Below are 14,681 nucleotides of genomic sequence, written 5' to 3'. Positions count from 1 at the left end.
AAACAATTCGAGAATAAGTCGTTTCCAAAATAAACGATTTTCATATTTCTCTGCACCTTTTGAGAATAGCGTATGTGGAACAAAATGTAGGTTGGGAGGACAAGTGTTTAAGGATTCGATGTTGATTAAAAATCTGTGCAAAAACGAATAATAAGGGTTCATTGGCTGGCGGGAAGCTTAGTTCGTGCCAATATGAAGTGTAAGGCATTTTGGCAATAGGATAGCCGAGATGGTTCTGATATTGAGCAAACTGGAAAGCTACCGTTGATATTACCAAAGTAGCTTTCAATACATTTATTTCGCTAGTCTTTTGCACGATTTCTACTAGAGGAATGCGTGTGAACTATCAGCCACTCACCGTTAACTTTTTTAAAAAGAAAGGTTTGAAACCCCGTTTTGTTGAAAGTTTCTCCAGACTTCCTAACCTTTCCTTGAACGGTTGTATCAACGAGTGTCCAAGCAAAATCATCTTCTACATGAGTTTGAATGTTAGAAAAATCTAAACTTAAGAAAACTAAGGCATCCTTTTCTGGTTCAACATGATGCTCTATCAAGTCACTTAACCCTACATTCTGTCCGCCAGATTCAAAGTATCTTGCGCCTTTAAAGTCGAAAAAGTGCTTTTTAAAGGGGGCACCGTCTCCATTCTCCCAGCCATATTCAATTTGCTTTATAATGTCTTTTATCTGATCTTTATCAGTTGCATTGTTATCATGAGCGAAAGTGAAAAAAGATAACAAAGACGAAATGATTATGATTAAAAATTTTTTCATACGAGCTCTCTCGGGTAGTTAATCGAATCAATTTGACCAATGAATATGTTTGATTTTCCACTCTCCTTCGGTGTTGATTAAGACAATTGTTTCCATACTTTGGTAGTCTCTCTCTTCCCCCTTAAACATCCCATTGACCAGAAACCGCGATGCGGAGATTGCTGTGTTGCCCAGAACTTTGACTTGATGCTCCAACGCTTTATTTGTCACTGACGATAGATATTCCATATCTGAATTCATATGATGTTGAGCATATTCATCTGCGCTCCTCTCAACTCCGCCTCCTTCATAAATAGTCACATCATCCGCCAGTAGGCTCTTCGCAGTGATTTTGTCTCCCGTATTAAGCGCGTGATGGAATGCAATAACTATTTTAGCTGCAGGCGTATCTAACCCACTAAACATACCTTTCTCATGATGTTCTTTTTCATGGGCACTAGCAGCAAAACTCATGATTACGGGCATGATAAATAGTAAGACTAATAATTTAATTTTCATTTGAATTTCTCTTCTAAGTTTTATCTTTCGGGACCTACAATACTCGTAAGCCCAGAAGTAATGATTAAAATAGCAACTGCTATTGTTAACTCTAATGAAATGGATTTTGAGAGTGCTTCGCTTCCCGAGCCACTTTTAAGTTTTGGGACTAATTTCAGTTTGTGCCGTATAGCAATAGCTAGAATGCTAGTTACAAGGAACATTTTAACAAGAAGAGTTTGCCCATATATGGAGCTAAATAACCCTTCAAAACTACCTACCAATTGAATAGCTAGCCAAATGCCTGCAGATAATAATAAGGTAACCAATACGGCCGCCTGCGTACCAAACCTATCCATTAATTTATAAAGCTTTTCGTAGCTCTGGTAATGGCAGGAGAGCTTTAACGGAATCAATGCACCAAACCACCAAGCCATAACAAATACGTGAACCATAAGTAGTATTCGAGCAATACTTCCTAATTCAGAAACGTGGCCGGTTAAAGTAAATGTGTACGAGAGAGTGAATAGACACAGCACAAGTAAGCAAGACTTTAACCTTAGGAAAGGTTTAAGAGGTTTAAATTTCAATAAGTAGATAGTTATTAAAGCTACGGCTAACCCCCCCGCACGATACAAGGTGACTTCACCGATAGGAGAACTCAACATTATCTTAAGCATAAAGGGGTCAAGTGCGCCTTGAATTCCCTCTTCTACCATCGCTCCAGTGTTCGCGATAAACCACACTGCATTAGAAATAAACGCAACAAAGACACAAACCTTTACCCATACAGCGCTATAAGATGGCGTTGTATAACTTGTCCTACTGTCGTTAATATCTCGCCAGAAAAATGTATATCCAGCTGTGGCCGCGAAACCTAAATAAAACATTAGCTTTGTCACTACAATTACAGTGTTCCAGATATACATTTCCACAGCTGAATCCCCTTTTTAGTGCACCATAAATCCAAAACTATCTTTCATCTTGTGCCCATCGGAGCCAAGCATGATGAACTCAACATTGTATGAACCTGGACGTAATTTAGGTAAGGTCCAAGAATAATCCGTTGCAACCTCTTTCGGAGGTTCAAAGCCAAAATCAACTTTTGCACCTTCACTGTCTTTTAAAACTACTTTTATTAATCTAACTCCCTTGGTAAAGCTGACTGATAGTTCCATTGGGGCCTCCATCAACATTGCATTTTTGCTTGGTGTGCTAGATTTAATTTCTATAGCCTCATGTGCTAATGCCACGCTGCTTAGCAGTACACTAAATATTGCAAATGATTTAACAAGTGCTTTCATGATTACCTCTATCTTTGGTTAATATTCGGTTTTTAAAAATTAAAATTGCTTTGATTGTCAAAAGTGCGCATTTATTTGTTTAACTTTGACTTCAATCGAATTGACTGTCGTAGCTTTCTACTTTCGCGTAAGGTTCGTAGCTCCCATCTTGATATATAATGAAAACGGTATAAGGCATAAACTGCTCTGCTACTTCCATTCCGGGTGAACCTACTGGCATAGCTGGAACAGATAACCCGATAGCCTTTGGATGTTCTTCTAACAAGAATCGTTTTATAAACTTAGAAGGGACATGGCCTTCAAATACAAAGCCGTTTTCTGTAACAGCGGTATGGCAAGAGCGAAGATTTGGCGAAATTCCGTATTCGTTCTTGATGTCGCTCAAGTTATGAAAGTCCTTTGTACGTAGTTGAAACCCTTGGCTTTCTAGATGAGTTATCCACTTTTTACAGCATCCACACGATGGTGATTTATAGACCAATAATTCAAAGGCGTCGTTTGCGCCATGGTGGATATTTGCCATGGCAACGCTAGGTAGAATTAGCAGTAATACCGCAGCTTGATAGATGATTTTTTTTAACATTTTTGCCTCCAGACAAAGCTGGCACATATAGGTACGCTAGCACCTAGATAATAAACAGGAACTAAAACAAATTGTGCGTGAAATTTGGACGCACTGACCCTGTGTTAGGCAAATATCGGTGGGCGAAAAAGTGAGGAAGTTACTGAAACTGGCTGTTGGAAGAACAAGCCAAATGAAGCGTCCGGCACCACTGGGTGTTGAACAATCATCATGGAAGCTATAAGGACGGGAGCATGAGTACAACCACCTGGTGGGCATGTGCATTCCGAAGTGTTGCAACAATCTTTAATACTAGCGTTTTCGGAACTTATAGAATCTACTCTCATACCATGGCTCATGTTCGTAGAGCAATTCGATTCAGAATTACTATTGTAATGTTTGTTATCAATATCCATTTCAAAACTCATAGTATCTACAGCCATCGCTTGCCCGACGAGGGCAGATAGCACTGTAAACACTAATATTAGTTTTGATATGAATTTAAACATTTCTTAAGCATTAAACATAACCAATATGGAGAATAATGGATTTTCGCGAATTGGTAAACAGTTGAGGCTGATTTGTAATTAGAATAGCCCGTTCATCGGCAGAATTTAGGAAATAGTCATGATGAGGGAGATTGCCTACAACCATGCAAATTTTTGGGCGCGTCTCTAACTCTATAATTCAGATACTGCGGTAGAACTTGAACGCTTTAAGTAGCCGCCACAATACTTTCCTTTTGTCCAGTTCCATTAACGTTATAACGGGGGCTAACCAGAAATACTAGAAAATTGAGGAGGCTTGAGGAGCTATATAAATAAACACACCCGATAAATATAAATTCACCGGTAACTTGAAAGAGAAATCAGATATTCTGTTTAAATCGTTGAGGCACAAACTCACTTCAGCGATTTCAACTTAAGCGCCACTCAAGCGCTGGTCGATAAGTGACTTTCGCCCCGCGGTTATAGATACTCTCTGTTTCACTTATTTTTCTGCATATGAATAAGGCGATTAATATCAGCTTTAGGATAAAAAAGTTCAATCACTTCTATCAATTGTGAGCACGGTAATAAGTTGTCTATCCGTGATAGGAAAACCTCTTTATAGGGCTATCAGCGCTTGCTTTAGCTGACTACTGGCAATAATTAACTGTTGGCTCACGAGCAGTAGAAAATGTAACTTAACATGCAGTCATGATCTCACGTTAGGAACTTATTCGGATCTTCCCTAGTATCAATTGAATAACATTTTTATGCTGTTTCTAATTATTTCATCGATCTCGGGACATTCATTGAGACAGGTAACGTTAATCTATATTAGGATAACCTATTGTCAGCAAGTGTTTTTCAACAGTTTCTTGGTAGAACTCTGCAAAAAAATCGTAAAGTCATTTTATCGTTGTACGCCCAATGAGTTGAATGGAAGCATTGACTTGTTCCAGCAGCAATTATCCGTGACAAGGAACAGGTGGCCGAAAACTTTTTTGATCTCTACTACATACCAAATTCGAAAGCTAGGTTACGTTTCATTACCCTATTTTTATTCTCTTGCTAAGTCGCAGTCTCTCTTTTCAGGAGTGATATTAAGGCTAAGGTTACAGTAACTTAAGCCTGCCAAAGATTACGGACCAATAGTTTCATTTTTAAAAGTCAACAAAAACGATATGTCTTCTTCGGCGGTTTTGGTTACAGAAACTTCTGCACATACAGCGTCGCACAATGCATCTACTATAGAAAGACCTAGCCCAAAGTTATCTTCAGATGTTCTAGAAGCATCTTTTTGCCAAAGCGGTTCAAACATATGCTTTAGATCATCCTCATTAACCTCTGTCCCCACCTTATTTGTCACTCTGAGGTAAACATTACTAGAACTATTTACACCTAAGTTCACAAGTATTTCTGTATCAGTTTTTCCGTGTTCTATAGCGTTATCTATCAGATTACTTATTATCGATTCTACTGCAACGCGATTGCTCTTGACGCTTAACTGAAAATTGGAGCTAATCTCTACCTTAACATTTCTTGCTTCTTTTATCTGAATAAGTTGAGTTACTAATTTGTGGATATCTATCTCATCAGTTAGCTCTAGGGTCTTAAAACTATATTTTTGGATTAACATAAGGCCAGAAATAATATTTTTCATTCTTGTGCCTATTTGCAAAACACGTGGCTTAAAATCTTTTTCTAATCTTATTTCTCCTGGAAACTTAATTGCTACTTCAGTCATATTTATTAATTCAGAGACTGGTGTTTTTAGCTCGTGTGCGATATCCGAAGTCAACCTCTTCTCACGCAGGTAAAGCGAATAATTATCTTCAATAAAGTGATTCAAACTTTGGGTAATGGGTTCCAATTCCTCGACATTATTTTGAAAAGCTTCGTGTTTTTGCCTAGTGGTAAATCGTAGTCCTTTTATCTTGGCATTTAAGGCATCCAAGGGTGCCAGAGCATAAGCCACAGTGTTACGCACTGTAAATCGAACAACTAGCGGCACGATAATTAATGCAAATAGAAAAGCACCATCGATAAACCACAACGTGAAATTTAACAATTCTGTAGATGTTGCGTACGCGATAACCATTGACGGACGAGTATCGTTACCCTTATCCATGACCCGATAAAATCCAGCTCTGTCTTCAGAATCAATCTGAGGTATATATCGAGTGTAAATTACCCGACCCGTACGGCCATCGGGCAGAGTAATATCCTGGAAAGAATATTCATCCAGGCCAATGCTGCTGTAAGGCAATTCATTGATGGTATAAAGCGCCAGAGTATCTGATTTTTCAAACGTTGAGTCTTTGTACCAAAGTTGAAAATACTCGGGGGAAGATGTCCCTTCAAACTCAGGCAAATACTCACCTGCAAATTCGAACTCCACACCCTCGACATCTTCATTTACCAAGCTCTGAAGCATACCTACTTTTGCCTTCATAGCATGGTTGAATTCTTGTTCGATCCAGGAATCGACACCAATATCTGCTGCAAGTAAAACGGCAATGACTAACAGTGAAATAATAATAGAAAGTCTACGTGTTAATGTTTTACGTATTGATTTCATTAGCTTCTACAACTCTGTAACCAAAACCACGTTTACTTTTAATGGGTAGAGACGCGCCGCTTTCTCTTACTTTTCTCCTTGCTGAGGAAAGGTGAGCTTCAATAGCATTTTTTGAGATATGGTCATAGCTTCCAGAAATAAATTCACTCAGCATTTCTGAGGTAACTATCTTGTGTCTATTGAGGAAAATACATTCAACAATTTTGTACTCATTCGGGGTCAGGTTGATAATGCCATTATTGTATGAAAGCGTTTTAAACTGGATATTGAGTGTCAAACTGTTGATAGTAACCTGGTCATTGAGACAATTTGCCGCACCTCTCCTCATCAAGCTAAGTAGTCTAGCAGTCAATTCGTCAAACGAGAACGGCTTAGAAAGGTAGTCGTCAGCACCTGCCAATAGCCCCGCTACCTTGTCTTCAGACTCAGATCGCGCAGATAAGATGATAACCTTTGTTTCTAAATGTCTTTTTCGTAACGTTTTAAGAATAGTCATACCGTCCAACTCAGGTAGCATCATATCAAGGATGATTATTTCGTAGCTACCAAGCAACGCCATACTCAATCCCTCAGAGCCAGTGCCAGCAGTATCGACTGAGTACCCCAACTTTTCTAAGCCTAAGCTCAAACTGTTCCTTAATGATAAGGAGTCTTCTATCAGAAGTATTCTCATAATTTGAACGTCAATTTTAAAGTTATTTCAGTATACCTTCTCATCCTTAGGATTTACTGAAGAAGCTATTGAACTGGTGCTTATAGTTAACCTACACAAAAGTGGTTCTTTTAGCATAAACTGATTGATTTCCTTCAGTAGCTCTTAATTTATCTCGTTATTATGTTCATATTAATAACAGTTTTGTGACTGACGATGAAGACCGATTCTTATCAGCCCTGCTACTTAGCGAGTGCTCAATAACCTCTACAGAAATTTCTGCCCCCAAATTGTAAGAGTGACAAAGCTGTTATTTTTGACACCGATGAAACACTGATGCTCAGTAACACCTGCATTTTTTCTGAAAGAGAAAGTGCGTCTGAACTTGTTCAAGCATACACTGATAACGGCCCCAGAGTTATCTATCTGACTGCGCGAAGTATATACTTCCAGTGCAACATTTCATTTTTTTATCCCGTTACCATTTCCCAGACGGAAATATTCAGGTAGCGAATGCTACGGCTGAGCGAAAAAACTTTAAAACATTAAACTAAATATTCTAAAGCGTTACACGGAGTCTGGCTGGACACTTTTTGCTGCATTTGGCGATTCAAGCACTGACTTTGCTGCTTATTTGGCCGCAGGCGTTACTCAGGACAAAATATTTGCAATAACAAGACAAGGTGATCGTAAGTGCAAACCAGGGCCGTGGCAAAAGTGCTACGATAACTGGTCGAAACACATTCCTATAGCGTGTTTTCCTTAACCCACCTCTTTCTTCCTTCCTGAGCGATTAAAACATTATTACTTCAATTAAATGACTCTTCATAAGCGTATCTTAAGTTTTGTTTGTTAACGTTTTCCTGTCGAAAATAGAATTTGCTTGATCTTGAGGCTTTGACAGAGGGCTACGTGCGAATTTCAGTTGTAATACCAGCGAAAAACGAAGAAAAAAATTTAAAACCCTTAATTGAGGAAATTTATAGAGCGTTAACAGGTGTAGCCAACTTCGAAGTCATCTATGTTGATGATGGAAGTACGGATAATACATTTGAGAATCTGCTTTATCTGAAAGCGAGTGGCTTTGAAAGAGTTAACGTACTACGGCACAAGCACTCGGTGGGACAAAGTACAGCTATTTGGACAGGGGTGAGCCATGCTGATGGAGAACTTGTAGTTACACTTGATGCGGATGGGCAGAATGATCCCTCTGATATACCAAACCTCCTGACTATGGCCTCTCAATTTCCGTTAGGGAGTCACTTTTGCATTGCTGGTCATCGTAAAGACAGAAAGGATACAGCTTGGAAAAGATTTCAGTCAAAACTAGCAAATTCTGTAAGAAGTAAATTTCTTAATGATGATACACCTGACACCGGATGTGGGTTAAAGGTCTTTCCAAAACAAACATTCCTCGATTTACCCTATTTTGATCATATGCATCGTTTTCTGCCAGCACTGATCCGACGACAAGGTGGGATCATTAAAGTTGTTGAAGTGAATCACAGAGACAGGCAATTCGGAAAATCAAAATATAATATGTTAGGGCGGCTTGGGGTTGGACTAATTGATATGGCAGGAGTTTATTGGCTTCAGAAACGTAATAAACTTAATGATGTCATCTTAGAAAATGAAGAGAGTATCTAATTGAATTCCAGTCTCCTTCGTTTCTTCATTCTGGTACTTACCATTCTGTTTTTTAGTCATTTGATTTCGCTCTCCCCCTCATTTGACGCATTTAATCAGGAGTGGATAGACAATCATACCCGTGATAATGGAGTGACAGGGATAGCCAAATTTTTAGCCGTCTCAGTATTTTTACTTACTATCGGACTTCCACGCCAGTTAGTCGCATTTATGGGGGGGTATGCCTTTGGATTTGCTGAAGGTGTCATCTATTCAACATTAGCAGCTACGCTCAGCTGTGCAACAGTTATGGCAGTGTCCCGGTATTTCGCTAGACCGATTATTATTCAACACTTTGAAATGCGAGTGCGCAAGTTAGACCACTTTCTACTTCGCTCTCCCTTTCTTAAGTCCGTTATCATTAGACTGTTGCCAGTAGGGAATAATCTACTCACAAACATTTTTGCTGGCGTTTCAAAGATTCCACGACGCTCTTTTATTTTTGGGTCTACTATTGGCTACATCCCTCAAATGGCGGTTTTTGCATTAATGGGTAAGGGTGTATTAGTCAACTCTGAACTTAAAATAATCATAAGCGCCCTATTATTTGGGATTTCCAGCTTGCTAAGCGCATATCTTTTTAAGGTTTATCATCGTCAACATAATGACGATAAAACTCTTCGTTCTCTCACAAAAAGCAGCAAATGTAGCAATGAATCAGACGAGCCTAGCCATTATACATAAGAACAAGCACCCAAATTATACTTTCTGGCTTTTTGTACTGGCTAGCGTGTTGATATTTATCGGGCTTGGGTTAAGAGATCCCTGGCCTGCTGACGAACCTCGTTTTGCACAAGTTGCAAAAGAAATGGTTGAAACAGGTCAGTGGTTCTTTCCAGCCAGAGCGGGAGAGTTTTATCCTGATAAACCACCTGTGTTTATGTGGTCTATCGCTTTTTTCTTTGCGCTATTCGGGTCAATTAAGATTGCCTTTCTGCTCCCATCTGCTTTATGCAGCCTACTCACACTTTTTTTGGTGTATGACATCTCAAAACGACTGTGGAGTACAAAAGAGGCGCTGATCGCAACGTCACTTCTTTTATTGAGTTTTCAATTTTTGCTTCAAGCCAAGTCTGCACAGATAGACGCAATGGTCTGCTGCTGGATAACAATCGGATGCTATGGTCTTTTGCGCTTTTTCTTAGTTGAAAGGCGATGGCGTTGGTATTACCTCGCCTTTTTCTTCATGGGAATTGGCGTCATCACAAAAGGGGTCGGATTTTTACCAGTCCTGATGCTGATACCATACTTGATACATCGACACTTTTGGCCTCAGCGGGACATAGCTAAGAAGCAAACTAAAAAGTCCGTATTACCGTGGATAATGGGTGCAGTGGTGATGTTACTGGCTATATCACTATGGTTTATACCTATGTTGATATTGGTCGAAAATAGCCACAACACATCACTTGCTCTATATAGAGATAATATTCTTTTCAGGCAAACGGTCACTCGATATGCTGATTCCTGGCATCACATAAAGCCGTTCTGGTATTACCTCGTAGAGGTTATTCCATTATTCTGGTTGCCAATTAGCATCGCTCTCCCATGGCTCATCCCATGTTGGTATCGCGCAATCAAAAAAGGTGATGCCCGCATATACTTACCATTGGTTTGGATTGTACTTGTTCTGCTTTTCTTCAGTGTAAGTCCTGGTAAACGGGGGGTGTACATCTTACCCGCATTGCCGATGCTGGCACTGATCTCTGCGCCTTACTTTGATTCAGTTGTTAATAAGAAAGTATTTTCCTGGCTTTTGTGGGGCGTTGTATTTTTACTATCAGTAGGCTTATTGGGGTTTGGTTTTTCCGGCATAGTAAAAGCATCATTCGCCCTAAAGTTAGAAGAAAAGTTCGGGCTTTCTCCGTGGATGTTTTTTTTAGTAACGGGGGGACTGACGTGTCTGGTTACGGTGATCACTACTAGAGGGAAGCACTGGAAAGTCTGGCCCTATTTCTTGTGCACTCTTTGGGGCATGTACGCTACTTGGGGTTACACTTTACTTGAAGATGTAAAAACCCCTAAAAGCGTATTTGCAAATATTGAAAAAGAAATTGGTAAACATGATGCAACTATTGCACTTGTTGATTTTTCTGAACAGTTCATTCTCTTCTCGCCTTATCCCATCACTCATTTTGGGTATCATACCCCTGTTGATCAGCAATTGTCTGCCGCCTACCAGTGGCTGGATAAGACTGAAAAGGGAAGATACATCCTCGTCGATGAAAAACATGTACGCAATAGTTGTTTTAAAAAAGAAATGGCAACGTCTGTAGGGTATGCACATCGCGCCCACTGGGTACTATTATCGCACGAGGCATTAACCGAAAAGTGTCCGCTTACGAAAACTGCGACTGAGATCTTTAGTTATATCCCAGATAGGCCCGTTACGTGAGGTACATGTTTTCATACAATTAAAAAATAATGCGAGAATTTTCATTCTACAGTTTTTCTTAAGCGTTATTTAAGTTTAGACAGGTAACTTATGTGCTAAGAAGTACACGAGAACCTTATTGTGAAATTTCCAAGAACACTAAATTTCAATCCTACATCAGCTCAGTTCATTTTACTTTCTTCATTGTTTATCGCAGCAATATTTAACATACCATTTTTGTCCGCTGTTTATGAAGTTGTAGCCCCTGTAACATTGAATGAGTGGGTGTTTTTTCTCTCTGTACCGCTCTTGCTAACCTTTTTTAATATTATTTTTCTAAGTCTTTTTGGTGCCCTATTTTTGCCGCGCACCACCGTTGCAATTGCTTTCGTTGTAAGTTCTATTCTACTTTACGGCACCTTGGCCTATGGTGTCATTTTCGATAAGAGCATGATACAGAATGTAATGGAAACAAATTCTGGTGAAGCCTTTTCTTATCTAAATTCAACACTTTTTTTATTCTTCTCTATACTGGGATTAATCCCTGTATTTGCGATTTTTAATCTGGAAATAAATGGAAAGCTCAAGGCTCGAATCAAGCACCTTCTAGTGCTGAACTTATTAGCTTTATTGGGTATTGCAATTATAGCCACGTTCCTTTTTAAGAGCTATGCAGCTGTCGGCAGAAATAACAAAGATCTAACGAAGTATATTATTCCCTACGCCTTTTATGATTCAGGGTACAAGTACCTTCGGGACACTTACTTCTATCCGCCTTTACCCTACAAAGTATTAGACAAGCGTCCCTACTTAAAAGGTAACGCTAATATACACCCATCTATTACAGTGTTAGTGGTTGGCGAAACAGCCAGAGCGGACAAGTTTTCAAGCAACAGCTATTCGAGGCGTACTTCGCCTAATATCCAGAACGCAGGTGCAATCAGTTTTAGCAAGGTGACATCTTGCGGTACTGCTACCGCAGTCTCCGTGCCATGTATGTTCTCAAGACTCTCTCGAGAAAATTATGATTCGCGTATTGCAGACAGTCAGGACAATGTTTTAGACATCATTCATCGTGCAGGAGTTGACGTGACTTGGATTGACAACAACAGTAGCTGTAAAGGCGTATGCAAGAGGGTAAAGACCCTAGACTTTGATCCGTCCAGAGATCCCAAGTTTTGCGATGGAGATTATTGTTATGATGAGGTACTTGTTGACCTTTTAAGAGAAACTCTTTCAAGGCCATCTAAAGAACATAGAGTGATAGTCTTACATATGATTGGCTCACACGGCCCTACTTACTACCGGAGATACCCAGAGAAATTTGCTAAGTTCGTGCCTGACTGTCCCAGAAGTGATATTCAAAATTGTGAAGAGGCAGAGCTGACAAATACGTACGATAATACTATTGCATACACAGACTACGTGCTAGGCCAGATTATTGAACAGCTTTCCACTATTCCTAATTCGTCGATGCTTTATCTATCGGATCATGGTGAGTCATTGGGAGAAAAAGGGCTTTATTTACACGGTTTCCCTTATAATTTAGCGCCTGTTGAGCAAACTCATGTACCAATGGTTTATTGGGCCTCCAAGTTTAGCCAACCTGAATACAGTGATTGCGTAAAGTCGTTATCCAGTCATCCTTATTCGCATGACAACCTTTTTGACACATTACTTGGTCTTACAAATGTGCAAAGCAGCACCTACCAACCCACTCAGGATATTTTACGAAAATGCGAGTCATAGACGAAGCCACATCAAAAATGCATTTCGACCCTAAAGCCAAACCAAAGGGCATGTTGCGTATTGTATTAGCAATGAAAAACTCAGTTCGAGCTATATCATGGCTTGTTAAAAACGAGTCAGCGTTCCGGCAAGAACTTATCTTACTTATCTTAGCGGCGGGAGTGCTTGCATTTTGGTCAATTCCTTATATGGAAAAGACGATTTTACTTTCCTCCATACTCTTCGTTTTGTTCGCTGAAATTATAAATACTGCAATTGAAGTAACTATTGACCGTATTGGAAAAGAGATTCACCCACTGTCAGGCTTAGCGAAAGATTTAGGCTCAGCGGCTGTTTTAGTGACGATCGCAATTTCATCACTGTTGTGGTTAGCTACATTGTGTAGATATTTTTGATTTGAGACTGTTGACTCACCGATGAGGTACCGCACTGACATGGGTCCAACTGTGCAAATTCATCAATGTGTATAAAAGAATAGAAAGCCAATAATTAGCGAGCTTTAATATAAGAAGTTAAAGTCTGATATAACTAAAAGGCAATACCCAACAACCTTTGGGTTCAGTTTTCAATTACTAGCCAGGAGTTGCATAGCAAATCGCAAAGCAAAATTGTCAGTTAGAAAAAGTTCTTCGCGTGCTTTTACTTTCGCTGATTTTTTTTAAGTTTAATGAAAGTGAAAGCAAAAGTCAGCGATGCCATCAGCTCAAATAGCCAAAATATAGGAATGAAGCCAAACGATTCAACCAAAAAACCATTTTCATCTATACTCGAGCCTTTTATGTTATAAGCGATTAAACACAAAATACCACTAATAAAAAATAAGAAGCTCATCTTATAGTTACTTATAAATTTCATTAATGTCTCTATATTTTATTTTCAACATCTCGTAAGAGCACGAAAGAAACGTTGATGTCGAAGGTACGTGTTCAATCTTGCCTCTTACCACTTTAGTTACGCATTATTATCTATCACACTCTCCTTACAGTTTAACAAAAAATTTAATCATGAGGGGAACAAACTAAAAAGTTCCATGAAAATCTATAGTCATGATTGTAGACAATGTGTCACAAATAAAATTTTAGCTTAGTATTAAAACTTGAATTACTGTCGACTATCATTGTTAATGAGTAATGGAATTTCATCTCACCTCCTCATTAACTGCAGAATGCTCGTCAGTAAACTCTATTTCAACTGTGCTGTAACTGAAGTCAAACATGGCCAAGCTATCATAAATATCAAGCTTCAATAACTTGTATTCTTCAACTGTCTTTAAGGCACTGCCAACGCGTATAGTAATAACATTGTGTTCTCCGTCAAGTGACCAAATTTTTAAGTCATGGATATATTCAACTCTATCAACACTCCGGAGTTCATCTAACACTTGTTTGTATAAGTTTTTCTCTGGAACACCTTGCAAAAATAATTTTAAGGTTGCTAATAAGTTTCGAATTACATTAAACAATATAAAAAGCGTAAAGCCAATCGAAAGTAGGGGGTCTAAAATTGGCCAGTCGACAAATTGCATTACTATGGCAATAATTAATACAGCAACCCAGCCTAAAACGTCCTCCAATAAATGCCAGTTCAACACTCTCTCGTTTAGGGTATTTCCTCCCTGGAGTTTATACACAGCAAAGCCGTTTACAGCGACACCTAGAATCGCAAGTAATATCATGCCTTCTGTATTTGGAACGACCGGGTCTAATACTCGAGGAATGGCTTCTGATAATACCCAGATTGAGCCAAGGATAAGTACGGCTCCGTTAATAAATGCCCCTAACAGGCTGAGTCGCTTGTACCCATATGTGAAATTTTCATCGGCCTCTCTCTCTCCTAACCTATTGAGACACCAGGCGCTTCCAATAGAAACTGAATCGCCGAGATCATGAACAGCATCTGCCATTATAGCAGTGCTGTTCGTTAGCCAGCCGCCAATAAATTCAATAATTGTGAAGCTGAAATTTAATAGAAAAGCCCACCCAATTTTGTTTGAGCTATTTGAATGATTATGAGTCATAGAGGCTCCGGTGCGCCCGGA

General features: G+C 39.3%; 16 protein-coding genes. 6 read left to right on the top strand and 10 right to left on the bottom strand.

Going from position 1 to position 14,681, the window contains the following annotated elements:
* Window positions 1-302: 302 nt before the first annotated feature.
* The 8 genes from ACFI6L_RS10405 to ACFI6L_RS10370 all read right to left on the bottom strand — a co-directional run bounded on the left by ACFI6L_RS10405 (window position 303) and on the right by ACFI6L_RS10370 (window position 6,855).
* A complete protein-coding gene (locus ACFI6L_RS10405) occupies window positions 303-773 on the bottom strand; it encodes a YybH family protein (protein WP_015066037.1) in 471 nt (156 codons plus the stop codon).
* Window positions 774-800: 27 nt separating this feature from the next.
* Window positions 801-1,271, bottom strand: a complete 471-nt coding sequence (locus tag ACFI6L_RS10400) for a YybH family protein (RefSeq protein WP_012516902.1) — start codon at window positions 1,269-1,271, stop codon at window positions 801-803.
* 20 nt (window positions 1,272-1,291) lie between these two features.
* A complete protein-coding gene (locus ACFI6L_RS10395) occupies window positions 1,292-2,179 on the bottom strand; it encodes a copper resistance D family protein (RefSeq protein ID WP_203565510.1) in 888 nt (295 codons plus the stop codon).
* Between the two features lie 21 nt (window positions 2,180-2,200).
* On the bottom strand, window positions 2,201-2,554 hold the full coding sequence (locus ACFI6L_RS10390; protein WP_012516900.1) for a copper resistance CopC family protein: 354 nt from the start codon (window positions 2,552-2,554) through the stop codon (window positions 2,201-2,203).
* Window positions 2,555-2,645: 91 nt separating this feature from the next.
* Window positions 2,646-3,137 (bottom strand): DUF411 domain-containing protein, encoded by a 492-nt coding sequence (locus ACFI6L_RS10385; protein ID WP_462573918.1) that lies wholly within the window; start codon window positions 3,135-3,137, stop codon window positions 2,646-2,648.
* A gap of 104 nt (window positions 3,138-3,241) precedes the next feature.
* Window positions 3,242-3,625, bottom strand: a complete 384-nt coding sequence (locus ACFI6L_RS10380; protein ID WP_139125468.1) for a CopL family metal-binding regulatory protein — start codon at window positions 3,623-3,625, stop codon at window positions 3,242-3,244.
* A 1,117-nt stretch (window positions 3,626-4,742) separates the two neighbouring features.
* Entirely contained in the window at window positions 4,743-6,182 is a 1,440-nt protein-coding gene (locus tag ACFI6L_RS10375) for a sensor histidine kinase (protein ID WP_462573931.1), read from the bottom strand.
* A complete protein-coding gene (locus ACFI6L_RS10370; protein ID WP_163088596.1) occupies window positions 6,166-6,855 on the bottom strand; it encodes a response regulator transcription factor in 690 nt (229 codons plus the stop codon). The genes ACFI6L_RS10375 and ACFI6L_RS10370 overlap by 17 nt, the downstream gene beginning before the upstream one ends.
* Window positions 6,856-7,113: 258 nt before the next feature.
* Between ACFI6L_RS10370 and ACFI6L_RS10365 the strand changes: the two genes are divergently transcribed.
* From ACFI6L_RS10365 to ACFI6L_RS10340, 6 genes are all read left to right on the top strand, one after another.
* Window positions 7,114-7,344: an LNS2 domain-containing protein gene (locus ACFI6L_RS10365; protein ID WP_425292847.1), complete on the top strand. Its 231-nt coding sequence runs from the start codon at window positions 7,114-7,116 to the stop codon at window positions 7,342-7,344.
* A 402-nt stretch (window positions 7,345-7,746) separates the two neighbouring features.
* Window positions 7,747-8,481, top strand: a complete 735-nt coding sequence (locus tag ACFI6L_RS10360) for a glycosyltransferase family 2 protein (RefSeq protein ID WP_012516896.1) — start codon at window positions 7,747-7,749, stop codon at window positions 8,479-8,481.
* Window positions 8,482-9,204: a TVP38/TMEM64 family protein gene (locus ACFI6L_RS10355; protein ID WP_014978036.1), complete on the top strand. Its 723-nt coding sequence runs from the start codon at window positions 8,482-8,484 to the stop codon at window positions 9,202-9,204.
* A complete protein-coding gene (locus ACFI6L_RS10350; RefSeq protein ID WP_014978035.1) occupies window positions 9,173-10,915 on the top strand; it encodes an ArnT family glycosyltransferase in 1,743 nt (580 codons plus the stop codon). Before ACFI6L_RS10355 ends, ACFI6L_RS10350 begins: the two co-directional genes overlap by 32 nt.
* A 120-nt stretch (window positions 10,916-11,035) precedes the next feature.
* Window positions 11,036-12,643 (top strand): phosphoethanolamine transferase, encoded by a 1,608-nt coding sequence (locus ACFI6L_RS10345; protein ID WP_014978034.1) that lies wholly within the window; start codon window positions 11,036-11,038, stop codon window positions 12,641-12,643.
* Window positions 12,631-13,038: a diacylglycerol kinase gene (locus ACFI6L_RS10340; RefSeq protein WP_014978033.1), complete on the top strand. Its 408-nt coding sequence runs from the start codon at window positions 12,631-12,633 to the stop codon at window positions 13,036-13,038. Before ACFI6L_RS10345 ends, ACFI6L_RS10340 begins: the two co-directional genes overlap by 13 nt.
* Window positions 13,039-13,282: 244 nt before the next feature.
* Here ACFI6L_RS10340 and ACFI6L_RS10335 read toward each other — a convergent pair whose 3' ends face one another.
* Together ACFI6L_RS10335 and ACFI6L_RS10330 are read right to left on the bottom strand one after the other, a co-directional pair.
* Window positions 13,283-13,474, bottom strand: coding sequence for a DUF3955 domain-containing protein (locus tag ACFI6L_RS10335; protein WP_230962262.1), 192 nt, complete (start codon window positions 13,472-13,474; stop codon window positions 13,283-13,285).
* A 307-nt stretch (window positions 13,475-13,781) separates the two neighbouring features.
* Window positions 13,782-14,660: a cation diffusion facilitator family transporter gene (locus tag ACFI6L_RS10330; RefSeq protein WP_012516887.1), complete on the bottom strand. Its 879-nt coding sequence runs from the start codon at window positions 14,658-14,660 to the stop codon at window positions 13,782-13,784.
* Window positions 14,661-14,681 lie beyond the last annotated feature (21 nt).

The organism is Alteromonas sp. G4i35, from assembly GCF_054960375.1.
This window is presented reverse-complemented; position numbering and strand designations above follow the sequence as displayed.